The 25237-nt window shown below is 69.9% G+C and carries 11 protein-coding genes and 1 pseudogene; 4 read left to right on the top strand and 8 right to left on the bottom strand.

The window, feature by feature from the left end; all coding sequences use genetic code 11:
• Positions 1-205: 205 nt before the first annotated feature.
• On the bottom strand, positions 206-382 hold the full coding sequence (locus ACWCP2_RS04740; RefSeq protein ID WP_450907128.1) for a hypothetical protein: 177 nt from the start codon (positions 380-382) through the stop codon (positions 206-208).
• Between the two features lie 341 nt (positions 383-723).
• Between ACWCP2_RS04740 and ACWCP2_RS04735 the strand changes: the two genes are divergently transcribed.
• Positions 724-1059 carry a hypothetical protein gene (locus tag ACWCP2_RS04735; protein WP_450907160.1) on the top strand — a complete coding sequence of 112 codons (336 nt, stop codon included), beginning with the start codon at positions 724-726 and terminating at the stop codon, positions 1057-1059.
• A gap of 62 nt (positions 1060-1121) precedes the next feature.
• Here ACWCP2_RS04735 and ACWCP2_RS04730 read toward each other — a convergent pair whose 3' ends face one another.
• Entirely contained in the window at positions 1122-2609 is a 1488-nt protein-coding gene (locus ACWCP2_RS04730; RefSeq protein WP_450907127.1) for an SDR family NAD(P)-dependent oxidoreductase, read from the bottom strand.
• A gap of 200 nt (positions 2610-2809) precedes the next feature.
• On the opposite strand from ACWCP2_RS04730, the pseudogene ACWCP2_RS04725 reads away from it, so the two are divergent.
• A pseudogene (locus tag ACWCP2_RS04725) lies at positions 2810-3595 on the top strand (DMT family transporter); the annotation flags it as partial.
• A 213-nt stretch (positions 3596-3808) separates the two neighbouring features.
• Here ACWCP2_RS04725 and ACWCP2_RS04720 read toward each other — a convergent pair.
• Positions 3809-5062, bottom strand: coding sequence for a transglycosylase family protein (locus ACWCP2_RS04720; RefSeq protein ID WP_450907126.1), 1254 nt, complete (start codon positions 5060-5062; stop codon positions 3809-3811).
• Between the two features lie 208 nt (positions 5063-5270).
• Here ACWCP2_RS04720 and gndA point away from each other — a divergent pair, with 208 nt between their 5' ends.
• Complete coding sequence (gene gndA, locus ACWCP2_RS04715; RefSeq protein WP_450907125.1) at positions 5271-6716, top strand: NADP-dependent phosphogluconate dehydrogenase; 1446 nt, start codon at positions 5271-5273, stop codon at positions 6714-6716.
• A 288-nt stretch (positions 6717-7004) separates the two neighbouring features.
• On the opposite strand, the gene ACWCP2_RS04710 is transcribed toward gndA, so the two are convergent.
• Positions 7005-7367, bottom strand: a complete 363-nt coding sequence (locus ACWCP2_RS04710) for a GNAT family N-acetyltransferase (protein WP_450907124.1) — start codon at positions 7365-7367, stop codon at positions 7005-7007.
• A 14-nt stretch (positions 7368-7381) separates the two neighbouring features.
• Complete coding sequence (gene panD / locus ACWCP2_RS04705) at positions 7382-7801, bottom strand: aspartate 1-decarboxylase (protein WP_383948972.1); 420 nt, start codon at positions 7799-7801, stop codon at positions 7382-7384.
• A gap of 528 nt (positions 7802-8329) precedes the next feature.
• On the opposite strand from panD, the gene ACWCP2_RS04700 reads away from it, so the two are divergent.
• Positions 8330-9775 (top strand): hypothetical protein, encoded by a 1446-nt coding sequence (locus ACWCP2_RS04700; protein ID WP_450907123.1) that lies wholly within the window; start codon positions 8330-8332, stop codon positions 9773-9775.
• Between the two features lie 273 nt (positions 9776-10048).
• Here the strand turns inward: ACWCP2_RS04700 and ACWCP2_RS04695 are convergent, their stop codons facing one another.
• The 3 genes from ACWCP2_RS04695 to ACWCP2_RS04685 all read right to left on the bottom strand — a co-directional run bounded on the left by ACWCP2_RS04695 (position 10049) and on the right by ACWCP2_RS04685 (position 24456).
• The gene (locus tag ACWCP2_RS04695) at positions 10049-16057 is read right to left on the bottom strand and encodes a hypothetical protein (protein ID WP_450907122.1); all 6009 of its coding nucleotides are present in this window, start codon (positions 16055-16057) and stop codon (positions 10049-10051) included.
• Between the two features lie 69 nt (positions 16058-16126).
• On the bottom strand, positions 16127-18478 hold the full coding sequence (locus ACWCP2_RS04690; RefSeq protein WP_450907121.1) for a hypothetical protein: 2352 nt from the start codon (positions 18476-18478) through the stop codon (positions 16127-16129).
• Complete coding sequence (locus ACWCP2_RS04685; protein ID WP_450907120.1) at positions 18475-24456, bottom strand: DEAD/DEAH box helicase; 5982 nt, start codon at positions 24454-24456, stop codon at positions 18475-18477. Before ACWCP2_RS04685 ends, ACWCP2_RS04690 begins: the two co-directional genes overlap by 4 nt.
• Between the last annotated feature and the right edge of the window lie 781 nt (positions 24457-25237).

Below are 25237 nucleotides of genomic sequence, written 5' to 3'. Positions count from 1 at the left end.
CCTTGATCGCCCAGAGCGATGACGCCCTGGGCGTACGGATCGCGGGAACTCCCGGGCCTCGTCGGGAGTGGTCGAGGCCCCCGGGGCACGGCTCCTGACAGCCCGTCGGGAAACGGCGAGCACCGACCGCCGGCCACCACCCCCGCACACCGCCGCCCGCCGTCCCGGTGCGTCACCGGGACGGCGGGCGGTCCGTGCCGTACGGCTAGTCGATGCCGGGCAGGATGTGCGGCTCCGCGAGGTCGTCCTCGTAGCCGGCGAGACGGATGGGAGCGGACCGGGCCCAGACCTCCAGGTTGCCGAGCGTCTCGGGACGCTTGCTGTTCCGCGATCCCGTCCGTTCCTTCGGCGCCTGCTCGGTCTTCGTCATTTCAGGTGTCACCGCGCACTCCTTTGTGTCGCGTTACCCGGCGTGCGAACCGCGCGCCGGTGCGGGAAGAGAAGGTTTTTCCGGACGCGGTGGCGCCTTGGTGGAGCGAGGGCCCGTGTGGGGCTCTCATGGCGATCAGAGTACACATATGAGCGCACCCCCGCTCGATGGAATAGTAAAATCCACTCCGGACAGCTTGTTTTCGCTACGAGTTCATCACCTTGCACGTCGGCGCGTCGCGTACGGCTGATCTGCTCGACGGCGCCATACGGGTGATACGCGGTCGGGCGACGGAAGGAACGACAGTGGCGAAGTCCGAGGTGCCGGTGGTCGTCGGAAGCGTCGGGGAACTGATGGACCTGCTGCGCAGCGGTCCCGGCCACGGCCACGGGCTGCGGGTCGCCGCGCTGCTGCGCCGCTCGCACCCCTCCGACAAGGAACTGCAGGTCGCGGGGCTTTTGATCGATCATCCGGCGGAGGCGATCCGCCCCCTGCTGGGCGAGCGGGTGGCCCGGCTCGTACGGCTCCACGGGCCCGGGGCCCCGGTTCCCGGGCCCGACCCCGACGCGGAGTCCCTCGGGCACGCGGCGGAGGCGGGCCGCTCCGCGGGCCTGGACGCGGGCGTACTGGAGGACTGGCGGCCCGTGCTGGAGCTGCTCGCGGCGGGGGCCTACGGCCGTACCGCATGAAAAACGGAGCGCCCCCGGCCCCTCTTCCGAGAGGGACCGGGGGCGCTCAGATGAGCAGAGGCCTACCAGTTGGCGGGCGCGTAGTCCTTGAGGAAGACCCCGTAGAGGTCCTCGCCGAGCTCGCCGCGGACGATCGGGTCGTAGACCCGGGCCGCGCCGTCGACCAGGTCGAGCGGGGCGTGGAAGCCCTCCTCGGCGAGGCGGAGCTTGTCGAAGTGCGGGCGCTCGTCCGTGATCCAGCCGGTGTCGACCGAGGTCATCAGGATCCGGTCGGTCTGGAACATCTCCTGGCCGCTGGTCCGGGTCACCATGTTCATCGCGGCCTTGGCGGCGTTGGTGTTCGGGTGCCCCGCACCCTTGTAGCCGCGGCTGAAGACGCCCTCCATCGCCGAGACGTTGACGACGTACGCCCGGCCGTTGGCCGCCTTCCGGGCGGCGTCGGCCATGGCCGGCCGCAGCGCGCTGATCAGGATGAACGGCGACGTGTAGTTGCACAGCTGGGTCTCGAGCAGCTCCACCGGGGAGATCTGGTCGATGGTCTGCACCCACGTGTTGCTGTCGACGACGTCGGGCAGCAGGCCGCCCGCGTCGATGGCGGTGCCGGCGAGGTGCCGCTCCAGGCTGGCGTTGCCGGCGACCAGTGCGAGGTCGGCGACCTTCTGCGCCTCGAGCCCGCTCACGCCGACGGGCAGCGCCGCCAGGCCGTCGACGGCGCCGGAGTTGAAGGCCCCGATGACGTGGTGGGCCGGGAGCTCGCCGGCCGGCAGCGGGGCACTCTCCCCCTCGACCAGCGCCGCGTAGGCACTGGGCAGGCGGCGCACGGTCTGCGTCGCGTTGTTGATCAGGATGTCGAGCGGGCCGGCCGCGGCCACCTGCTCGGCGAGCGCGACCGACTGGGCCGGGTCGCGCAGGTCGATGCCGACGACCTCCAGCCGGTGCATCCAGTCCGCCGAGTCGTCCATCGCCTTGAAGCGGCGGATGGCGTCCTTGGGGAAGCGGGTGGTGATCGTGGTGTGCGCACCGTCGCGCAGCAGCCGCAGCGCGATGTACATGCCGATCTTGGCCCGGCCGCCGGTGAGCAGCGCGCGCTTGCCGGTGAGGTCGGCACGGGCTTCCCGCTTGGTCCGGTTCTCGACGGCGCAGCCCGGGCAGAGCTGGTGGTAGAAGTAGTCGACCTCGACGTATCGCGTCTTGCAGACGTAGCAGGAGCGCGGGCGCTCGAGGATCCCGGCGATCCGGCCGGTCTCCGTGACCGAGGAGGGCAGCAGGCCCTCGGTCTCGTCGTCGATGCGCTCGGCGGAGCCGGTCGCGGTCGCCTCGGTGACGGCCTTGTCGTTGGCGGTCTTGGCGGCGCGGCGGTCCTGGCGGCGGCGCTGCTTGACCGTCCGGTAGACACCGGCGGTGGCGCGGCGCACGGCGATCGCGTCCGGGTGGTCGACGTCGATCTTGTCGAGCTCGTCGAGCACGCTCAGGCAGAGGGCCAGGCGGTCGGGGTCGATGCCGGGCCCGAAGGCGTGGCCCTGCTCCTGGCTGTCTTCGGTCACCGTCATACCCGCTGCGTTCCTTGATCAGTCGTCCGCGTCCGCCGGATGCGGAACTCCCCAAAAGGGCTAGTGTACGGATCGCGCGCGCGGGAAGACAAACGCACTCTCCCGATCCCGGCTACTGCGTTAGGAGTACGCCGCAGGGCGTACCCGTCCCCGCCTCCAGGGGGAGGAATAGCGCTCCCGACTCGGGCATTGTGACTTTTATGAGCGCCCTAGCCTTTTCGGTCCTGCTGTGCCTGGTGTCAGCCGTGGCGTACGCGGCCGGAGCGATCGTCCAGGAGCGCGTCGCGTCCGGTACCACGGGCCGGCGCGCCGGGTCCTACGCACCGGTGCGCAGGCCCGCCTGGTACGCCGCGATCGCGCTGAACGGCCTCGGGGCCCTGCTGCACGTGGTGGCGCTCGCGTACGGACCGCTGAGCCTGGTGCAGCCGCTCGGCGCTCTCACCATCGTCTTCGCGCTCCCGATGGCGGCCGTGTTCGTCGGGCGCCGGGCCGGAGCGGCGGCCTGGCGCGGTGCCGTCCTGGCCACGGCCGGGCTGGCCGGGCTGCTGGCCCTGACCGGCGGGGGCGGGCGGGCCGAACAGTCCCTGTCGGGCGGGGAGCAGAGCCTGTTCCTGGCCGCGACCGGGGCCCTGGTGTCCGTACTGTTCCTGGCCGCGCGCCGGGTGCGGCGGGTCACGGCGCACAGCGTGCTGCTGGCCACGGCGGCCGGGGCCGCCTTCGGGATGGCCTCGGTGTTCACCAAGTCGGTGGCCGAGGGCTTCGCCCCGGACGCGCTGGTCACGCTGTGGCCGGAGCTGACCGCGATCGCCGCACTGGCCACCACCGGACTGCTGCTGTCGCAGGCGGCGTACCGGGGTGCCGGGCTCACCGCCCCGCTGGCCACCGTGACGGTGGCCAACCCGGTGGTCGCGGCGGCGGTCGGCATCGCGCTGTTCGACGAGGGCTTCCGCTACGGGGCGCTCGGCGTCGCCGCGGCGCTGGTGAGCGCGGTGGCGGCGGCGACCGGGCTCGTCCTGCTCACCCTCGCACCCCGGGAGGCGCGGGTGCCCGTACCGTCGGGACCCGCACCGGTCCCGGCTCCGCCCGTGGCCGGGACCCGGTCGGTGGCCCGGCCGGTGGCCGGGACCCCGTCCACGGCCGGGTCTCCGGCTTCCGCCGCGGCTCCGGCCTCGGTTCCGGCCCCGGCCCCGGCCCCGGCTTCAGATGCTGACTCCGTGGGACCGCAGGTACCTCAGCGGGTCGATGTCGGTGCCGTAGCCGGGTCCCGTGCGCATCTCGAAGTGCAGGTGCGGCCCGGTCACGTTGCCCGTCGCCCCGGAACGGCCGATCCGCTGCCCGCCGGAGACCGTCGCACCGGCTTTGACCGAGAGCGCCGAGAGGTGCGCGTACTGGGAGTACCGGCCGTCGGTGTGCCGGATGACGACCTGGTATCCGTACGCACCGGCCCAGCCCGCTGAGACGATCTGCCCGCTGCTGACGGCCTTGACGGTGGTGCCTGTGGCCACCGGGAAGTCGATCCCCGTGTGGTAGCCGCTGGACCACGACGCACCCGCGACGTGGTAACCGGTGCCGAGGCCCGCGTCGACCGGGGCGCTGAAGGCTCCGGAGGGGGTCTGCGGCTTCTCGGCGGGCTTCTGCGGCTTCGCCGGCGGCTTCTCGGCGGGCTTCGTACCGGCCTGCTCCGCGGGCTTCGCCGGCTTCACGGGCTCGGCCGTCCGCGGCGGCTTCTCCGGATTCTGCGCGGGCGGCGCGGCCGTGACGCGCAGGGTGAGCCGCTGCCCGGGGAAGATCAGGTCCGGGTCACCGCCCACGACGGCCCGGTTGGTCGCGTACAGGGACTGCCAGCCGCCGTCGACGTGCTGCTCGGTGGCGATCGCCGACAGCGAGTCCCCGGGAGCGACGACATAGGGGTTCGGCAGGACGGGAGCCCCGGACGGACGGGGCGCCGCGGCCTGGGGAGCGGCCTTCGGGGCCACGTGCGGAGCCGCCTTGGCGGCCGGCGCCGCGACCTTCGGAGCCGTGGCCTTCCCCGGGCCCGTGACCCTGCCCTGGGCGCCGGGCGCGGGCGCCGGGCCGCTGCGGCTCAGGCCCGCCTGCTTCCCGCAGACCGGCCAGGCCTGCGGCCCCTGCCCCTTCAGCACCTTCTCCGCCACGGCGATCTGCTGCGCCTTGGTGGCCAGATCGGCACGGGCGGCGTACGCGGTACCGCCGAAGGCACGCCAGGTGCTCTGGCTGAACTGGAGCCCGCCGTAGTAGCCGTTGCCGGTGTTGATCCGCCAGTTGCTCGTGGATTCGCAGGTGGCGACCTTGTTCCAGGTGTCCACCGACGCGGCGTGCGCCGCGCCCGCTCCGATCAGCGGCAGCGCGATCCCGGCTCCGCCCGCGGTGACGACGAGCGAAGCACGGTTGATGCTGCTCGGCTGATACCGGCGGTGCCGGCCCCGTACACCCATGGGAGCCCCCATCGAAGACATCAGGAACCTCGCAACCTAACGCCACGACCCGAGCATGACAAGGCGCACAACACAACGCGTTCGAGCGGAAGTTGGTTTCGCGCCGAATGTAGGACACCGGTAAGGATCTCCACCGGGGTAGCGTCGGTGTTCCCTGCATTCCTCCGCACATCGGATGCATTGTCGACGCACTCAGGAGCGCACGCACATGACCAGCAGCACGGCCCAGATCGGCGTCACCGGACTCGCGGTGATGGGCAGCAACCTCGCCCGCAACTTCGCCCGCAACGGATTCACCGTCGCCGTCCACAACCGGACCACCGCCAAGACCACGGCGCTGGTGGAGGAGTTCGGGCACGAGGGCTCCTTCGTGGCCGCCGGGAGCGCGAAGGAGTTCGTGGACGCGCTGGAGCGCCCGCGCCGTCTGATCATCATGGTGAAGGCCGGTGAGCCGACCGACGCGGTGATCCGCGAGTTCGCCCCGCTGCTGGAGCCGGGCGATGTGATCATCGACGGCGGGAACGCCCACTTCGAGGACACCCGCCGCCGGGAGAAGGAGCTGCGCGAGCAGGGCCTGCACTTCGTGGGCGTCGGCATCTCGGGCGGCGAGGAGGGCGCGCTGCTCGGCCCGAGCATCATGCCGGGCGGATCCGAGGAGTCGTACGCCTCGCTCGGCCCGCTGCTGGAGAAGATCGCCGCCAAGGCCGAAGACGGCACGCCCTGCACCTCGCACGTGGGGCCCGACGGCGCCGGGCACTTCGTGAAGATGGTGCACAACGGCATCGAATACGCGGACATGCAGCTGATCGCGGAGGCCTACCACCTGCTGCGCGAGGTGGCCGGTTACTCCCCCGCGAAGATCGCCGAGACCTTCCGCGCCTGGAACAGGGGCCGGCTGGACTCGTACCTGATCGAGATCACCGCCGAGGTCCTCGCGCACACGGACGCCGCGACCGGCCGGCCGTTCGTGGACGTGGTGGCCGACGCCGCCGAGCAGAAGGGCACCGGCCGCTGGACCGTGCAGATCGCCCTCGACCTGGGCGTTCCGGTGTCCGGCATCGCCGAGGCGGTCTTCGCCCGCGCGGTGTCGGGCCACGGCGAGCTGCGTACGGCCGCCCGCGGCCTGGCGGGCCCGACGGCCGAGCCGCTCTCCGCCGGGGCGGCGGACGCCTTCGCGGCCCGGGTGGAGCAGGCCCTGTACGCCTCGAAGATCGTCTCCTACACGCAGGGCTTCCACCAGATCCAGGCCGGCAGCGAGGAGTACGGCTGGGGCGTGGACCCGGGCGCCGTGGCCTCGCTGTGGCGCGGCGGCTGCATCATCCGGGCCGCGTTCCTGGACCGGATCCGCGCCGCCTACGACGCCCGTCCGGAGCTGCCGAGCCTGCTGGCGGACGCCGGCTTCGCCGATGAGATCGGCGCCGCGCAGGACGACTGGCGCGAGGTGCTGGTGGCCGCGGTCCGCCAGGGCATCCCGGTACCGGCCTTCGCGGCCTCGCTGGCGTACTACGACGCCCTGCGCTCGGAGCGGCTCCCGGCCGCGCTGACCCAGGGCCAGCGCGACTTCTTCGGGGCGCACACCTACCGGCGCACCGACCGCGAGGGCTCGTACCACACGCTGTGGAGCGGCGACCGCTCCGAAGTCCGTACGGACTGACGCGGCGGGCGGCTCGGCGACCGGTCAGCGCCTGGTCAGCGCCCGGTCAGCTCCACGGCTCGGGCGCGGGCTGCGGCGCGGGGCCGGGCGGCGGCGGAACCGGGTCGGGTTCGGGCACCGGACCCGGTGTCGGCGGCTCGGGCCGGGGCAGCGGGCCCGGGTCCGGGAAGGGATCGGGAACCGGGGCCGGGCCGGGGACGGGAGGCTGTGTCATACCTCCAGGGTCCCCCGGTCCGGGGCCCGGCGCCCGCTGTACTGCTGCGTACTACTGCCTCGGCGCGGACGGCGTCACCAGAGGTCGGAGTCCGAGTCGAGCTGCGCCTTGGCCGCGGCCACCACCCCGGCCGGCGCCTCGGGCGCCTGCTCGGGATGTTTGGCGGCCCAGCTCGCGGCATACGGGCAGAGCGGGACGACGGGCACGCCCTCGTCGGCCGCGATCCCGTAGAAGGTCTTCACGAGGTTCCCGGCGATCCCGCGGCCCTCGTGCCCGGGCTCGACGATGGTGTGCACCGCCACGAGGGCGTGCGGCGTCTCGGCGAGCACGAAGTAGGCGATGTATCCGACCACCGCCCCGTCCTCGACGGCCAGCAGCCGCCCCGACGGGCGGTCGTCCACGATCTTGATCGATTCGCTCGACCCGGTCTGCGCCATCGTCCCGACTCCCCTCAGACAGCCACCGCGTGGGGGCTGCGCTCCTGGTCCGTTCCCGGAACCGGGGCGGACGGATCCACACCCAGTTCGATGATGCGATTGTCCCCGTCGACGTGGACGACCCGCGGCTCGAACACGCGCGCCTCCGCGTCTTCCATCTGCCCGTAGCTGATGAGGATGACCAGGTCACCGGGGTGCACGAGGTGCGCGGCGGCCCCGTTGATCCCGATGACCCCGGATCCGCGCTCGCCCTTGATGACGTACGTCTCCAGCCGCGCCCCGTTGGTGATGTCCACGATGTGCACGAGCTCGCCGGGCAGCAGGTCCGCCGCGTCGAGGAGATCGGCGTCGATGGTCACGGACCCGACGTAGTGCAGGTCGGCCTGGGTGACGGTGGCCCGGTGGATCTTGGACTTGAACATGGTGCGAAGCATTTTGAGCTCCTAGGAGACGGCTCCCTGCCTGCTTTCTGCAGGTCAAGGGCGTCCTGCACTCTACACCGGGAGGCGTCAGATCGGAGATCTGAAGGAAAATCGACTGCTCCTGACGAGAAGGCTCCTGGCCTGCGCTTCCGTGGGCACCAGGCTGTTGCGACGCTGCCGACCAGGCATCGCACCGGACAGCCGCTTCGGAACGGCGGGGGGCTGATGCTGACCAGATGCTGAGTTTTCTGACGGTGGATCATTCAGATCAAAGGCTTCAGGCCGACCGCTTCCCCAGAGAGCACCTCAGACTTGCCCGTCGCGATCAAGCAACCGGTCACCGCAAGCCAGGCCGCACCTTCTGGATCCGGGCCGGTTGCCGTACTGCCATGCCGCAGTTCCACGAGCCTTCACTCGCCGCAGACGGTACTGACTCAGTCGCCCGGTCCCCGAACTGAACCCAGCTCAGCCCCGCGCGCGCCCGGCACCTGCGGGGACGGCGGGCGTTTACAGCCACAGTGACATCGATAGAGTCCGCTCGTGACCTACATAGTGACCCTCACCTCGGCCCAGATGGCCAAGAACGAATCCGACTGGCGCATCACAGAGCGCTTTACGAAGGGGCTACCCACAGGGCTCGACACATCCGACAGCGGTACACGATTAGCGTTTCTGGTGTGCGACAACCGAACTTCTCCCACGAACAACAGCCGCAAGGAGTTCTCCGAACACGGCCGCTTCATCACCTGGGTCGGATCGGTTCAGCGCTTCAACACCGTGGGACCGGTCGACAGCAGCATCACCATCGAGCCCATGCGCAGGTGTCCTCGGCCGGTGCCTCTGGACGGTCCCGACGGGATCTTGGCCTCCCTTTCTTTGACGCATCGATCCCACGTGGAGCAGGCTCTCGCGGGAAGTGCGGGACACTGTGGCAAGACAACCTGGCAGGCTCTTCAGGAAGCACTCCTGAGGCGTCACCCCGAGTTGGCCCCGTACATCGAGTGGCTGCTCGCGAATCTCAACCCGATCCGCTTCGATGTCGAGGACGCAGCGGACCGTGCGTGGCAGGAACAGAGAGACGCGGCTCAGTCCCTCACTCGGGTAACCGATTTCCCTCATTCTGCACTGTCGGCCTGGGGACGCCCCGCCTCACGGGACGCGCCGTACCTCGCTGGGCTCATCCCAGACCCTGTGGAGAACAGCCTCATCGACCACGACGTAAGAGCCGGCCTGGGCAGCGAGGGCCCGCTTTTCGATGACTGGCGAGGCGTCGGTGACCTGCGATGCGACATTCACGTGCTGGAAGACTCCACCGGACGTCGCCTCGAGGTCGTCAACGTCAATGCCACTCCGGTCGAGAGCCGACTGGGCACGGACATGATCTACTACCACCACCCCAGCCACAGCTTCGTCCTCGTCCAGTACAAACGGCTGAGCCCCCGAACCAAGGAATACCGGGTGAACAAGCAACTCCTGGACCAGATGGACCGCTTGGACCGGGTTGCAAAGCTCAGCTCCAAGCCTGCACGCTCCCACGAGTGGCGCCTATCCCAGGACTCATGCTTTCTGAAGTTCGCACACTGGCGGGAGTCAGCAGCACCTACCTCCGAGCTGGCCCACGGCATGTACATTCCCGTCTCGTACGCCCGCGTTCTCCTCAACGACGACTGCACGCTCGGAAGTAGGGGTGGGCGCATTTTCAGCTACGAAAGAGTGGGCCGCCACCTCGTGGGCTCGGAGTTCGCAGATTTGGTGAAGCTCGGCTTGGTCGGAACTGTGGGAACCAGCGTCGAGCAGCTGCGGAACTTCGGGCTGCAGCGTGCCCGCGAGGGGTACAGCGTCGTGTTGGGGTTCGAAACGAGCGATGAGACGCCCCGTGCACGGGCGACACGCGCCCGCAGCCGCAGCACCAAGAAGAGACCGAAGGTGAACTCATACTCCCCACCTACCTCACAGCCGCCTTTGTTCGACGTTCCGGGTTCCTGATCCGCGGCGGATCAACAGCAGCCGCTCACGCTTCCGTTCCCCGAAGCGGCAGCACGGCACTCTCCTCCTGGCTATAGCGGCGGCCACGAACAACGCGGCAAGGCCCGCAACGTCATTGCGCGGGCGGCGAGCTGCTGGCACTGAGCACCTCACGCCCGCCACCCCGCATCATGCACGATCCAAACTCTGGACATCAGCCGATCAAAACCAGCACAGCAGCACGCGTCCGCACAACCTAGGTGGGGCCAGCACAGCCCCAGCCCCACCGGCTGATCAGACCGTGGTGTCGAGTACGCCCAGCGCTGCATGGAAGACCGGCTCGACACGCAGACGTGATCCGTCCCGGTCCAACACCTGGAGCGCCTCCAGGCAGGTGACTGCCCAGCGCGCATCCTCGGAGGAGAGGCCTGCCATCTCGGCCGCGGTAACGAGGTAGGCGTCGTCGTGCCAGTCCGTGCCGAGCTGTTCGACGACCCCGTCGTAGACGGCCTTCAGGCGATCGCTCTCCAGCAGACCCACGGCCTCGACGAACTGTTCGGCGCCACGGATCTGCTGCAGCCACGACGTCAGGTCGCCCAGCACCCGGTCCTGGTCCGGCTCGCCCTTGCGCAACTGCAGGGACAAGTCCAGCAGGTAGGGCCAGCCACCGGTCGCCGCCGCGAGACGGGTCAGTCGCTCCTCCGTCTCACACAGACTGTAGCGCTGCGTCCAGTCCTTCATGCTGCGCATGTCGTGCCGCCGCAGCACCACGACGCTGTCCTGGTCGGCGTCGGGGCCGGTGAGGAGGCCGGACCAGAAGTCGAGCTGTGCCACACCCGACACCAGGACCACGGACCTGGCGGCTTCGGCGACCTCGGGCAGGACCGCCCTGGCCAGGTCGAGTGACTCCCGGCAGGACTTCTCACTGCCCAGCGACAGATCACTGATGAGCAGTCGCCGCTCACCCACGCTGCCCCCGGCGAGTTCCCTGCGGAACGCTTTGGCGCTGCCGATCGGAGGCACCGCCCAGCCCGCCACCCTGCCGGTCACCTCTCGCAAGGTCCGCTCCACATCAGCGACACCGGTCGCCTGCGTACCGAGCACGACACGCACCTGGTTGTGGTCCTCCCCCAGCAAGTAGTCGATCTGGTTCACGGTCAGGGGGGCTGACCCACCGTCATAGAGGTCCGGACGGCTCTCCAGAACAACCGTCTCCTCCAGCCGAGACTCCTTCTCCGCCCGTAGCAGCCGCGCCTCGATCTCCTGGGCCGTGCCGATCATGCGGAGTGCGTTGGGCCCTCGCAGGTGCCAGCCCTGCCCGTCGTGGTTCGGCGCCAGGACGCCGAGCCCGACCATCTCCTGCAGGTAGGCGCGGAATCCCTCACTGTCCAGTTGCTCGAAGCCCCGGGGCCACCAGCCGGCACATTCCTCCCGCAACTCCCGGTCGCTGAGCCGGGTTTCCAGGCCGTTGTCTCGGGCGTGCTGTGCGAGGACGTTTGCGATGACGTGGTAGCGGTCGTCCAGGGCAAGGGTGTCCTTGAACGCCGCGGTGATGTCAGACCGCAACGATGCGTCCTGCTCCACCGCGTCCACATCGCTTTCGCCGATGGTGTAGGGCGGCGGACCCAGCGACGTGCGCGCACGCCTGCCCTGCATGACCTGCACCATCCTGCTACCGAAGATCTGCAGCAGGAACGGCTGGTACGAACAGAAGCCGAGCACGCGGTTGACCAGGTCCACATCGGCGAACTCGAAGCCGAGCGCACGCATGGGATGCACGATGAGGTCGGCCGCGAACTGCGGGGCGAGCGGCCCCACGACCGTCGGGGTCTGCGCCAAGTGGCTGAACGGACCGTTCCTGGCGAGCCGGGTGAAGCGCTGAACCGAGTGCAGGCCGGCGAAGACGACCTTGGCCCGGCCGCGCGAGTCCTCGCCCAGCCCGCGCAGCCGGCGGGTCTCCGTGCATTCGGGCACGTCCGCCTCGAAGAAGCGGTCGCACTCGTCGAGGAGGATGAGCAGCCGCCGGTCGGGGTCCTGGGTAAGCCAACGGTCGATGCCGTCGGTGACCCGCTGCCAGGACTCCTGCTGCGGGCCGCGGCGCCGCGGCTCCTCCAGGACGCCCTCCTTGATCAGCTCCTGGTCCAGCGTGGGCCAGATGGCCTCCGCGCCAAGGGCGGTACCCCGGCCAATCCCGATCTTGTCCAGGTTGAGGTAGAGCTTGCGGTACGCCCCAGGGCGCTGTTCCTCGAACCGGTCACCCGCGTCGGCGAGCAGTGCCGACTTGCCGAGGCCCCGGCCGCCGTAGAGGATCTGCGTCCCAGCCGGGTCGTGGATGCTCTTGCGCTCACGGTCGCGGCCGTAGAACATCTCCCGGCCGATCTGGCCGCGCTTCTCCTTGATGTACGGGTTCACCGCGGAGAACGGCAGCAGCGTCTCGGTCGTGGCGTCCACCCGCCGGTTGCCGTGCGCGACGAGGTAGGCCAGCGCAGCGTCGTCGACGACCATGATCGGCTTGGTGTCCTGTGAGGCGGCGGCCAGTTCGATACGGGTCCTGCTGTCCAGCGTCCCGAAGTGGACGACGAGCAGACTGCTCTCGTCGGGGTCCTGGAGTGCGCGGCTGATGAGCAACTTCGCCGCGGGGCGGCCCCAGATCAGCAGAGCACGCAGTTTACCGCCCCGGTCCTTGATCTGGGATCCAAAGGCCGGTGCCCAGGCGCGGCCGGTGACGTGTACGTCGGCCAGTTCGAAGAACCGATAGTCCTTGCCGCGGGGCAAATCGTCCAGAGGCCGGGCCCGCCGCGCCTCGTATCCGAGCAGGGACAGAGCCGGCGTGAGGCTCTCTCGCGGGTTGATCTTGATGCGGTCCTTGGTCGTGGCGAGCGCGCTCCACAACTCCATTGCCGCGGTGGCACGTTCAGCCTCCTCTTCCGAAAGTCCCGCGTAGTCCAGCACCGCGTGGTCACCGTACCGGCCGCGGGTCCGCACGGCAGTGATCAGCCCGGCGTCCACACCGCCGGGCAGGGCGTCCGGCACCGCGGGGAAGAATGCCTCCAGATGCGAGTCTTCGGACCTGATCTCCGGTACCGGCTCGCCCAGTTCCAGGAAGTAGACGAGCTCGGCCGCGGTGGCCAGGCTGTCGGTATCCAGATTGCGCCGGACTCGTTCGCGGTCCTCCGCGCTCACGTCCGTCAGTGCGTCCAGCCGGGCACGCAGCCGGTCAGCGGCCTCCTTGCGGTAGCGAGGAAGGAGCTCCTCGACCCGATCGAGGTTCCGACGGGCAGAGGCCAGCCCATCCGGCCCGTCGTGCTCCAAGTGCTTGCCGGCGTCTGCCAGCAACTCCTGCAGGCTGACGTCCTGTTCGACTGTGAGTGCCTCATCCGCCTGGGAGCGGCGGAGCCGGGCGGCCAGTTCCCCCTGCTTTCCCGCGAGCGCCGATCGTCGCTCCCTCTCGGTCCCGGTGAGGTCTGCTCGGCGTTCCTCGGTGAGGGTCAGAGTGTGGGCCACCGGGAGGACGCCGAGGTCAGCGAGATCGGTGATCGTTCGGACCACGCCGAACTCGTCGCGAGCGAGCTGGTACGCGATGGCGTCGTCCCAGGTACGGTCCACGGCTCCCAGCAGCCGGTCCACGGTCGGCTTCTCACCGGGTTCGCCCGGCCACGCCTTGTGGAGCTCGGCGTCCATGAACTGCTCGATGTCCGGCTCCGGTCCCGTCTCGACCGGCCTGCTGTCGGCATCGAGTCCGGCGAAGACCTCTGCGAACAGGCCCCGGGCCACGTAAGCGGTGGCTTTGGCCAGCACCGCGGAACTGCGTTCGGCCGAGGCGAGGTCGTCAGCGACCCGTTCGCGCAGCCCAAGGAGGGAAAGGCGCAGCGCGGCCACGGACTCGAACGCCCACACGTTCTCCTCCGCACGGCCGGCTTCGAGGTCGCGTTTGACCGCACGCCACTGCCGCACGGCCTCGCGCACACGTTCCAGGCAGTGGCGGACGTTGTTACGGCCCGATCCCTGGAGGCCACGGCCGCCCGGGCCGCGCAGCACGGAGTCCATCTCATCAATCGCCGCCTCGACCTGCGTACGCCGGGCGAGGCTCTCCAGCAGCTCGTCCGCGCGCGTCGCGGCGTCCGGGGTTCCGGAGACGATCGCGGTCAGCACGCTACCGAGAAGGCCCGTCGGAGTCAGCCAGCGCTGCACCATGGCACTGGCCCGTTGGAAGCGCAAGCGTGGCACGGTGAGCAGGGCCTGGCAGGCCTCCACAGCTGTGCGCAGCTCGCTCTCGGTGTGGGAGACATCGGCGACGACGGCGTGGGGCGGCGCGACGAGCAGTGCGCCCTGCAGGGCCCGCTCCGCCACCGTGGTGGCCACCTCATGCAATGCGTCAGGCAGTTGGGGGGCGAGTGCTCGCAGCTGCGCGCCGACCACGGGCGCGCCCGTCACGAGCGCCGCGCGGACCAGGGTGGGCAGCAAGAGCAGGGACAACACGTCGGTGTCGCTCTCCTTGCGGGCCTCCCACTCGTGCAGCGACTCCTCAATGACCTGAGCCGCGCCACCGGTCCTGGTGCGCAGCAGTGTCGCAGCAGCGGCCAGGCGCAGGACCGCGGACTCCGCGTCCGGACGGTCGGCGGCCTGTGACAGGTGGGCGGCGAGGCCGAAGCGCCTTTCGGCGATGAGGCGGGCGAGGACCGACTCGACGTTCTGCCTCCGGGTCCTGTCAGCGCTCCCCGTTTCGGTACCGGGTGCTGCCGTGGTCGGGGTGAGGTCCGCGATGACCGGCCGGGGCCGTGCGGTCCGTGGTTCTCCACCATCGGTCGTCCCGAACCCGACGGGTCCGGGCTCCTCGGTGCGGCGGACCTGCCGACCCTGCGACGCCGACGCTCCGGTGTCGCCCTCCGTAGCGGTGGCGGCCTCCGGGAAGACGGTGCGGTCTGGGGTCTCCTGCGACGCGGCGGGACCGTCCGCCAGCCGGACGGCCGTGTCGTCGTCGCCGGACCCGCCCTCGGTCACCGTAATCTGCGCGTACAGGACTGCTGCCACGGCGTACGGCGGATGAGCGACCGACAGCTGCTGCTGGAGTTCGATGACTTCCTGCTGCGCGCCTGACTGGTCCTTCATGCCGGCGAGGTGTACTAGCAGCGTGAGGAAGTGCGCGCCGGCATCGTCCTGTTCGTCCCACTCATGCTTCGCGAGCAGCGCGTCCGCACGCTGCCTGGCGTCCGCGAGCACGCCGGCCACGGCGCTGTCCGGGGAGCAACGGAGCGTCGTCACCGTGGCCACCGCGCGACGGGTCTCGGCGTTCCTCTCCTTCCGTTCGGCCCGCGCACGGAGCTCGTCGATCGCCGCGAGGATGTCGTCGAGGCGGTCGGCGACCCCGGCGACGCCGAGCGCGGAAAGCGCGGACCGCGCGCGGGCGAACGCCGGAGGGACCACCGCGAGCCGTGTCAGATCGGTGGCGGCGGGCGGGCACCCGTCCACCAGAGCGACGCGGAGTCGGTCGGCAGCTCCTCGTGCCTCCTCGACGACGCGCTGGAGCTCCTCCTCGACCGCGGCCAGCTCCTCCATGGAGTCCAGGTCGCCCGAGGGGTACTGTCCCTGTTCCGCAGTTGGCTCAGCCGGCTTCGAAGGCTCGGTGTGGCCGGGCAGCCGGGGCCCCGGAACGGCCGTCACCAGCTGCGCCTCCTTGGTCACCGTGTCCTCGGGTGGCGCGGTGGGGTCCCCATGCAGGCCGGTCAGCTGGAAGCCGCTGGTCTCGTCGATCACCCGCTGGGCCGCCTCGAACACCGCGTCCCGGGCCGTCTCGTCCGCGTCCATGCCGAACCAGTCGTGGCCGGCGGCCCATATGAGCAGACGGGCGTCGTACGCCGATGCCTGGATGTGGGAGAACAGTGCCAGGCCGAGCAGGCGTGTCCCCCAGCGGTCGACGAGTCCGGGCGCGGTGCGGTCGGTCCCGAACTCGGCGACCACACGGTCGATGTCGTTCATGATCCGCTCGGTGAGGTGGCGCAGGGGGTGCCGGTGGACTTGCGGCTCCACTCGCTGCAATCGCTTGAGCACCTGCTCGCTGAGTACGCGCCCGAAGCGCCGCGGCTCGACCTTGCGGAAGCCGAGGCCGTGCATGATGGCCTGTCGGTCCTTGGGCTCCAGAGAGTTCAGCGCGAGTTCCGTCTCGCCGACCGTGAGGCCGTCAAGGGCGGTGCCGAGCATCGCTCCGAGGCTGCCCAGCGCTGCGGCAAGTTCCTTGAGCAGGCCGACTGGTGTTCCCTGCGGGGAGAGCGGTGGTGTCGCAACCACGTTATAGCTGGCGGTCATTCAGTCCCGATCTCTTGTGTTCTCTTGGTGCGAATGCGGGGTGTGGCGCGGGCGATCCGGCGCGGCTGCTCAGCGTCGGCGGAAGTGTGCGGTGACGAAGGTGTAGCCGCTCGGCAGTTCCCAGCCGTCTGCCTTTCCGACATGGCGGCAGTGTTCGCGGTAGGCGGCGCGCTGTGCGTCGGTCGGTTCGGAGCCGGAAGGGAGCTTGCGCAGGAAGCCGTGGACGAAGTGCTCGACGTGGCTGTCCTGCGAGGACGCAGCTGCACCCCAGCCCGCCGCCGCCCGTGGCACCACCACGGGGTTCGGCGCGTAGCCGATCAAGGGGATCAGCGGCTCGCCCTCGCGGGCCGGGTGGTGGGGCTCACCGTCCGTGCCACGGCTGCCGGTGGCCGGGTAGAGGTTCCGCTCGGCAAGGAGGTCGTCCACTGCCTGCTCCAGCGCGGTGACCTGGTGCGGAGCCGGAGTGGTGTCGTAGACGCCCCGGGGAAGGGCGCTCCGGTCGAGCAGGGCGTGCCCGTCGAGCGTGAGCCGGCCCAGGCGTCGTACGGCACGCAGTACGAGGTGCCTCGTGTCCAGACTGCGGGAGGAGTCGCCATCACGGCCGCTGCCCGGAGCTCCTTCCCGGATGAGGACCGCGGTGTCGTAGCGGTGTGCGACGAGCTGCCCGTCGATGTCGACGGGGTCCTCCAGCTCTAGGGTATGGAGTCTGAAGACGGTGCCACCGCGCGGCCACTGGAGGTACAGGCACAGGCCGGGGAAGAAGTCGATGGGCCATTGGACGTTCCGGAGCATGCCGGTCTCTTCGGTGAGGTCCAGTACAACCTCTTGCACCTCCTCGGACGCGTCGAGGTCTCCACCGGGATGGCTGATCTCCAGGCGTACGGGGAGGCGGTCCATCCCGAGGTACGCCAGCCCACCCCGGACCAGCCGGTTCAGCGGCAGCCTGTCCTCCATGAGGTGGGCGAGGCGCAGCGGTAGCTGCCAACAGACCTCGCTGTCGTTGATCCGCGCGTAGTTCGGCTGACCGATCCGTTCGCCGTCCCCGAGCGGGGCGTCGGCGGGCTGCGCGTCGGTGTACCACTCCTCCTCCGGCTCCGGCTCCACTTCCGGCTTCTCCTGCTGAACTCGCTGTGGGGGTACGGCGACGTTCGGGGGCGGCGCGGCCGGCTGCTGTGTGTCGTGCCACCCGCGTCCTGCCGGATGCAGCGGATCGCGCTCGCCAGCTTCCTCGGAGCCCGGGTGGTGAGACCGCCAGATGCCGCCGCTCTCGAAGTCGTCGTCCAGGGTGATCCGTACATCGTTCTCGGCGCGCAGGCCGTTGTCCGTGTCGCCGCGGACGAAGTCCGCAACCGCCAGGTTCGCGCGACACACCGAGGCCGCGTACTCCACTCCGCTCAGCAGGGGTTCAGCACCGTCGACTCCGCGCAGCCAGGGGCCGATCGCCGTGTACACGGTGCGAGAGCCTGTCAGGCCGTGACGTCGCCGGGTGACCGGGGCGGCGCTGCGTTCCAGGGAGCCGGCCAGGGCGCGCACATCGGCTCCACCGAGCGGTCCGTCGTGGCGAAGCCCGGCCCCGATGCGGCTACGGGTCAGCGCGTAGTGGCCCCAGCTACGCAGGCTGTCGCTGGTTCGCAGGGCGTGCGCGATGGTATCCCACAACCCGATGAGGGCCTCTTCGAGCCGCTCATGTGCGCTGCTCCCAGCCAGGTGGGCGACGGACACGGGAACGAGGGGGCTCAGCAGTGCTTCACGCTGGTGGGTGAGCAGGTGGTGCACGAAGGCGGCCGAATCGTCGAGCCCGGCTTGCTGTGCTGAGTCGTACCGAGCGTCGACGACGAGGTGTCCGTCCTTGTTGAGCCACTTCTGGCGGGCCCGGAAGCGCCTCAGTTTCGCCTCACCGAGCTGGAGTGCCGGGCCGAAGGCCGTGAGGTCAGGGACCAACAGCTCCTGTCGCACGGGCCGCTGTGCGTCCGGGCGTTCCTGCGGACCCCGCACACCAGCCGGTGCCCCGGACACCCACGCTGGTACGTCGGCGCCCTCCGTGACGCCCGGGTGGCGGCCCTCCCTGTAGACGATCTCCGCGTACAGGGGGTCGGAGCCGGTTTCGATTCGGACGAGCGCTCCGACGGGCAGGGCCGGTACCTCGTCACCCAGCGTCAGGGAGGGGAAGGCGTCGAGGTCGAAGGGGCCGTTGCCGTACCCCTCGCTGCCGAGTTCGTATCCGAAATAGGCCGCGTTGAAGGCGACCGCGGTGTGCACTGGGCACGCCCGGTCGGCGACCACGGCCTCCAGGTAGCGGCGCAGCCGCTCCAACTCTCCGACAGGCGTGCTCCGGTGTCCCTTGGCCATGGCGGGGGTGAGCACGGGCTCGCCGACGTACGGCTGCCATGGGTCCGCTCCGATGGTGATCACCGTGGTCATCGCCCACCGTCCTTCCGTTCCAGTCCGGCTGTCGGCCGGCGGGATTGCTGGTGCCGTGTCGCGCGAACGGCGCGCCAGAGGCCGTCCGGGGTCTCGACAGCGGCGCCGGCGCCGGCCAGCCGTGCGAGGCTCGCACCGACTGCCGCATAGGGAAGGTCGGCCCTGCCGCCGAAGTGACGGCTCTCCCGTATCGCTTTCGGCAGGGGGATCATCTTTCGGCTCTTGGGGTTGTACGAGGATTCGTCGCCGCGCAGCGCGTGCCAGAGGCGGCGTGGGTGCGAGCCTTGCGGCTGGAGCTGCAGCAGCCGGTGGACCTGAAGGTCTACCCGCTGGTTCCGTAGCGAGGTGTCGGTGTCGCCGCCCTCACGGGGACGCGGGCTGCAGAAGGCCTGGGCGATGGCGGGGCGCCGTTCCTCCACCGGCCACTGGCCTGTATCCCAGCAGGCGGAGCAGCGGCAGCGGTCCGTGGTACAGCAGCCGTCGGGCAGATTGGCGACGCCGAAGTAGTCGGCGAAGACGCGTTGGGCACAGACCGTGCTCGCGTTGAAGAAGTCCCGCAGCCTGGCCAGTTCCTCGGCGGACCGGCGGGAGCGCCGGCCGAGCAGCGCGAGGAAGTTGTCTGGCAGGCAGCTGGTGCGGACGATCAATCCGGTGACGAGGCGGCGGCTGGGGGCAGCGGAGACGTCCAGGAGCCCCCTGTCGTGGAGGTCGGCCAGCAGCTCCCAGGTTGCAGCGGGTCCGTGGGCGACCGAACGGTAGCCGGAGACCCGGGCGGCTAGTTCCCGGTCGAGGAGCTGGACATCAACGTGGCCCGGGCTGTCCCAGGACAGAGCGATGTCGATGACCGTCTGCTCCAGCCGCGCGAGCCCGGCCGCCTCCTCCCCGTACTCTTCCGCGGTCGTGCACGGGCGTCCCGTACCGTGGCCCGCCGGCCTGAGGTCGCCGGGTCGTATCGCGCAGTACGGCGGGTGGTCGCCGAGGTCCTCGACGGCCCCGAGGTCGGCAAGCGCGGTAAACGCCCGCATGATGCCGCCCTGGTAACGCTCCTGCGTATGCCGGTCCTCGAGCTCCGCCTCGCTCAGCGCGCCGCTTGCGGCGTCCTCGGCCATGAGTACGTCGGCCAACCGCACCGGATCGAGTGTGCCGTCCCGCTGGGCGAGGACGAGGCCACCCATGCGCCGCAGGAGCGCGGGGGCCAGTTCCTGGCCCGTCATGAAGCGGACCATGCGCAGACCACGGCTCGTCGCGAGGGCGAGACCGCTGTTAACGGGGCCGCCACCGGTCGTCCCGCTCCCCGCGCTATCGCGCCCGGCCCGTCCCAGCTGCTGGTAGAGCGCGGCCAGGTCGGTGGGTGGCGACGCGCACATCACGGTCCGTACGTCGGGCCTGTTGACCCCGAGTCCGAACGCCGACGTGGCGATCACGACGACCGGCACGAAGCCGTCGTCGCCCTCCCGGGGTGCCTCCCGGAACTCGGTCATGACGGCCGCCTTCTCCGCTTCCGTCAGCCTGCCGTGGTACCGCAGCACGCGGACGCCGGCGTCACCGACGTACTCGCGCAGGTGTGTGTAGAGGGTGTTGACCTCTTTGACGGTGAGGCAGTACAGAATGGCGTGACCCTCGAGCGCGTCGACGACGCGCTCGACCAGTCCGGCGACACCCCCCTGGCCAAGCCGGTCGAGGGAGCGGCGGAAAACGGCGAGTTCGGGCCGGATCGGGTTCTCGCGAACGGTCACGAGTCCGTCCACTACACCGGCGTGCTCCGCTTCGGCGGTCGCCCGGGGCGAGCCGGGCTCCGGCACACCGGCGGGCAGCCCGAACACTCCCTCGCGCAGCGCCTCGTGGACGGCTCTGTTGGCCGTGGCGGTCACCGCGGTGACCGCCACCCCGTGATCCCGGCGCAGCTCGTCCAGGAACCGGCTGACCCGGCGCATGCTCGGCCGGAAGTCCTCCCACTGCGCCAGTGTGTGTGCCTCGTCGACGGCGATCCGGGTCACCCGGCCTGCGGCCGCGGCCGCGCGCACGGTCTCCCTGAAGCGCCGCTGGCACAAGCGTTCCGGGCTGACATAGACGAGGCGGATGCCGTGGTCGGCGCGGCCGAGGAGCTGGTCCGACACCTCCGTCTTTCCGGCCCTGCTGCTGGACTCACGCAGTGGGGAGATCAGGGCGCGGACCGCGCCGCCGATGGACCGGTTGAGTTCAAGGGCCTGGTCGTGCATGAGGGCGACGAGCGGGCTGACGACCACCGTGACGCCGGGCAGGACCAGTGCGGGCAACTGGAAGGTGAAGCTCTTACCGAAGCCGGTTGGCAGCAGTCCGAGGACGTTGCGGCCCTCGGCGACGGCGATGATGACGGACTCCTGGGCCGGTTTCAGGTCCACGGGTTCGTCGGCGAGCCGCAGCAGGCCGCCGATGTGGGCGCAGCGGACCCTGACCTCCTCGGCGAGCGAGTTCTGTTCCCGCAGCTTCCGTGTCTCCTCGGTGGTCAGAGCGAGCTCGCGGATCCTGCGGGTGTGAGGCAGGAGGGTGTGCCGTTCGAGGGCTTCGTCCGTGCACAGTGCGGCGGCCCGATCGGCATCCAGCAGTCGGTGTGCCGCCATGAACCGCCAGATGCGGCGCCACCCTTCGGCCATGGTGGTGACGTTGCCGCCGCCCACGTCGCCGGTGTCCGGGTCGGGGCGCTCCAGTCCTCCGTCGAGACTGCCGAGGAAGGCACGCCGGTAGCCACGGCGCAGACTGCTCGCTCCGGCGAGTTTGCGGTCGCTGATGACGACGACGCCCCGGTGCCGGTCGGAGCGGATGAGCCGGCCGACCGCCTGGCGGAGCTGGAGCGCGGCGAGCGGCAGGTAGTAGTGCTCGGTGGCGGCGCCCTCCGGATCGGGGTGGCCGGCGTGCTCGGCGCGTTCGGCGACCGCCGCTCGCCGGGCTTCCACGATCGGCGCGGCGAAAGGCGCGAAAGGCAGTTTGTTGATCCAGACCAGGCGCAGCCGTTCGGCGTCGGAGACATCGACCCCCTGCCAGAGTCCCTTGGTGCCGACGAGGAAACCTCCCCCGTCCCTCCGATCGGTGAACGCCTGGTAGGCCCGGCCGTTGCCAAGGGTGAGCGCCTCGACGACCGGGGTGCCCAGGGCACGGGAGCGCAGCTCTTCGGTGAGGTGGAAGCCGATGCCCGCGGCGGTCGAGCGGGCGGTCGTGAGGATCAAGCCGCCGCCGTCGAACCCCCTCCCGTCGGCGCGTTCGCGTGTCATCTCGGCCGCGAAGCCGGCGACCTGGTGCGCGACGGTCCGCAGCGCACCCTCCTCCTGCTCCGCCCAGGAGGGGAAGTCTGAGAAGCTCACGACCTCGGCCTGGCCACGCAGGTCGAACGGGGAAGGCAGGGCCAGTGCCGGAAGATCGTCCGGCAGTCCCAGCCGGCCTCGGATGAAGTCCCACTGTCCTGAGACCCGGAGGGTCGCCGAGACGTAGTGGACGCGGTCGAAGGACTCCAGGTAGCGCTGCCACTCCGGATCGGCGGGCAGGTCAATGGGGCTAGTGGCGACACGGAAGCGGTAGGAACGCAAGTCGACCCTGGGTTCCGCCAGTTCTTCAAGGTGGATCACGCGTGACGGGAGCGCCTCGTCCAGGGTGACGGCAGGGTCGAGGAAGTCGCGGATGTCGCTCGTGATCCGGTCGAGGGCCTCGGTCAGGGAGTCAATGTGATCCGCGAGCGCGGTCAGGCGCTCATGGACCAGCGCATCGATCCCGACTGCATGCCGAGCAACGTACCGCTCCAGCGTGATGCGGCAGTTCGCGAGTGCCTTGGCGATGCTCTCGAGTACCAGCGCGAGCCGCCGCGTGTTCCGGGTGCCGGAGGTGCCGGTGTACGGGCTGGCGAGCGTGGTCGCCCGGCTGCCGATCCGTACGCCCACACCCTTGGCCTGGGCATCGAAGGCCTGGGCGGCGAGCCGAGGAAGCCGTTCATCGTCAAGCAGGCGTTCGAGGTCGGCGATCGCCGCGCCGGCCTGGTCCCGCGCGGTGCCCGGCTGCGCGGCCGCGAGCCACGCGTAGTACTCCGGCAGCAACGCTTCCAGGTCTTGGTAGTCGGCGGTGACGGTCAGCGCGGAGGTGGCGGCGTTCTCCAGCTCGTGCGCCTCGTCGATCACCAGGAGCACGTCAGACCCAAGGGCACGCAGGTCGTCCAGGTGGGAGAGGACGAGCGCATGGTTGGCGAGGATGAGGCGATGGCCGCCGATAGCCTCTCGGACGGTATCGGTGTGCACGTGCAGCGGGTTGCTCGTGGAGGGTCCGTAATCACCGTCGCGCTGGGACAACAACTCCAGCCACTGTGCCAGGCCCCGGCCCACGTACTCGATGAAGAAGGGCGGTAGGTCGACCGGGTCGACCGATCTCGCCGTCCATGTCTGCGGGGGTTCCTTCGCGGCGAGCAGGCGGAGTACAAGGAAGACGGCGAGTTCGCGGAAGCGACGCTGCCTGGAGAAATGAGCGCGGGGCTCGCTCCCGGAGGGGCGGGGATGAGTAGCTTCGGCGAGGGCCTTCGTAAGAGCGGCCAGGGAGAGCCGGTTGGATTTTCCTTTGACCAGGTCAGCGGCGCCGAGGATGCCGGGCAGGGCCCGCTCCAAGTCCTTTATGTCCTTCGCCAGCTGGCTCTGCAGCTGTTTGGTGTACGTGGCGATGACAGCGGTACGGTTGTCGCCTCCGGCGAGCCAGTCCAGCGCAGAGGCGAGCACCGCGTAGCTCTTGCCGGTGCCCGTGGGTGCTTCCAGCAGGCCGCTGACGCCACGGTCGGTCCAGTCATGCAGTTTCGTCGTCATGGTTTGCTGGGCAGGGCGAGGCTCGACGTGTGCGCCGTGCACGACCCGCGCGAGAGCGGTCGGATCGACCCGTCCGTCGATGCTCCGCAGGACGGCCGGTACGTTCACGACGCCCTTGCCCGGGGCCACTCCGTCAGCGGTGCGGCGTGGCGCGTGCTGCGTGAACTCAGCACTCAGCAGGCGGGCCACGTGCGCATGCGCCCACACGAGCGGCTCACGCTTGGTGGTGGACTCACCCTCGGCCAGTTCCCGCAACAACCGCCACGCGTCGGAGTCGGGGCAAACATCGGAGACTAGAGAACGCAGTTCGGCTGTGCGGGAGGCGAACTCGGAGGCCGCGCGTTCAAGGAGACGGACCAGCAGGACCGCATCACCGTCCGCGGTGTGGGCGCGCAAGCCCGAGCGGGGAACACCGAGCTGGACCGCCAGGTCCTGAAGTCGGTGGGACGCGGCCGTCGGCCAGATGGCGTGGGTGAGGTACAGGGCGTCGACAGTGCGTACGTCGGAGAGCGGATCCTTCACACCGGCCTGTTTCGCCGCTTCACTGACGACGGGAAAGTCCAGCGCCTCGCCGTTATAGGCAATTACAACGTCGGCACCCGACAGGAACTCGCCCAACTCCGTCCACGCCTGTTGTCGGGGCACTCCCTGGCCCAGTACAGCGTTCTGCACGCTGCCGTCACGCAACTCCTCGCTGTCTCCAGGAAACCTGAGGAAGCGCTGCCAGCGGGGTGCCGCCGCGACCCATTCCCGGTCGGTGCCGAACCTGACGGCCGCCACCTCGTATACGTGTCGTTCCAGGTAGGGCGCGGTGGCCTTCGTCCGTACGACGCTCTCGACGTCGAGCGCGACGGTCCGCAGCAGGGAAGTCTCGTCCAACGGCGAATCTACAGCGGATTGTGTGCCTGCCTCGGCCTGCTCCGGCGCAACCGGAGCCGGGAGTGCCGGTTCCGGCGGAGCAGCAAGAAGGAGACGATCCCCCGAAGTGATCAGCAGACCTCCGCGGACCGCCTCGGCGATCAACTTGACCACCCGCTGCTCTGGCAGCCTGCCGAACTGCCTCTTGGCCTCTACAACCAGTTCCCGCTCAGAAATTCCGGACGAGAATGCGCGGACCAGCTCTGCAACATTCCGCGATGCCGCAGAAACCGTCTGCCCGTCGGGCATACACACCCCCCTTGCACACGGCCCTGGCCCAGGCTCGACCGCGCCGTTCCCTGGACCCTCCCTCCTCTGGAGATCCAGGCCGTGACCTGCATCATAGGTCGACTCGGAAGGTTTTGGACCTTCAGGGAGGTATTCGAGAGCGACTGACGGCTACGGGACGGTGTTCAGCTTCCACACGCCGTACTGGGAGCAACGCGTGCATGCTGATGGAACGTCGGCACGCACGCCCATGGCGCAGGCCACCTCCACGTGTCCGGCCCGAGGCCGAAGGTGGCCGACGTAGGACATCCCGCTGGCGTCGGCTCTCGCTGGGAGGGATGAGGTCGCCCCGTGACAGCAGCTTCTTGAGGCAAGCTCGATCCAGCTGGACACCATCGGTAGTACCGGTCCGGGTCCAGCCGGCCGCAGCACCGGAGGAATCCCCCTGCGGCGATCGGAATTGAGTTTCCTCGTACTCGCGCACGGCTTCAACGACGTCGAGCTCCACGTGCCAGAAGCCGTCAAGACACGCCGACAAGCCCCGTACACCAGCAACATGCGCGACCGCCAGCTGGTGTGCTTTCGTGAGCAACCCCCGGGGCCGATGCTGACCGATTGCTGACCAAAGCTCCGCCGCCATGCCGCTGACCTGCGGAAACGTCCGGATGTCAGATGTGGGACTTGAACATGGTGCGAAGCATGCGAATACTCCCGGTCTGTCTGCTCCCTGCCTGCTCACGCAGGTCAAGGGCGGTCAGCGGAGCCTACAACGATTCGCATCCCCGGTCAGCTCCCCGGCCGG

This window comes from Streptomyces sp. NPDC002104 (genome assembly GCF_053593795.1).
This window is presented reverse-complemented; position numbering and strand designations above follow the sequence as displayed.

Bases quoted from the DNA above. Each gene is read 5' to 3' on its own strand.
- panD (WP_383948972.1), bottom strand. From the start codon at position 7,801: ATGCTTCGCACCATGTTCAAGTCCAAGATCCACCGGGCCACCGTCACC.
- ACWCP2_RS04690 (WP_450907121.1), bottom strand. From the start codon at position 18,478: ATGACCACGGTGATCACCATCGGAGCGGACCCATGGCAGCCGTACGTC.
- ACWCP2_RS04685 (WP_450907120.1), bottom strand. From the start codon at position 24,456: ATGCCCGACGGGCAGACGGTTTCTGCGGCATCGCGGAATGTTGCAGAG.
- ACWCP2_RS04735 (WP_450907160.1), top strand. From the start codon at position 724: ATGGACCTGCTGCGCAGCGGTCCCGGCCACGGCCACGGGCTGCGGGTC.
- ACWCP2_RS04710 (WP_450907124.1), bottom strand. From the start codon at position 7,367: ATGGCGCAGACCGGGTCGAGCGAATCGATCAAGATCGTGGACGACCGC.
- gndA (WP_450907125.1), top strand. From the start codon at position 5,271: ATGACCAGCAGCACGGCCCAGATCGGCGTCACCGGACTCGCGGTGATG.
- ACWCP2_RS04720 (WP_450907126.1), bottom strand. From the start codon at position 5,062: ATGGGTGTACGGGGCCGGCACCGCCGGTATCAGCCGAGCAGCATCAAC.
- ACWCP2_RS04695 (WP_450907122.1), bottom strand. From the start codon at position 16,057: ATGACCGCCAGCTATAACGTGGTTGCGACACCACCGCTCTCCCCGCAG.
- ACWCP2_RS04730 (WP_450907127.1), bottom strand. From the start codon at position 2,609: ATGACGGTGACCGAAGACAGCCAGGAGCAGGGCCACGCCTTCGGGCCC.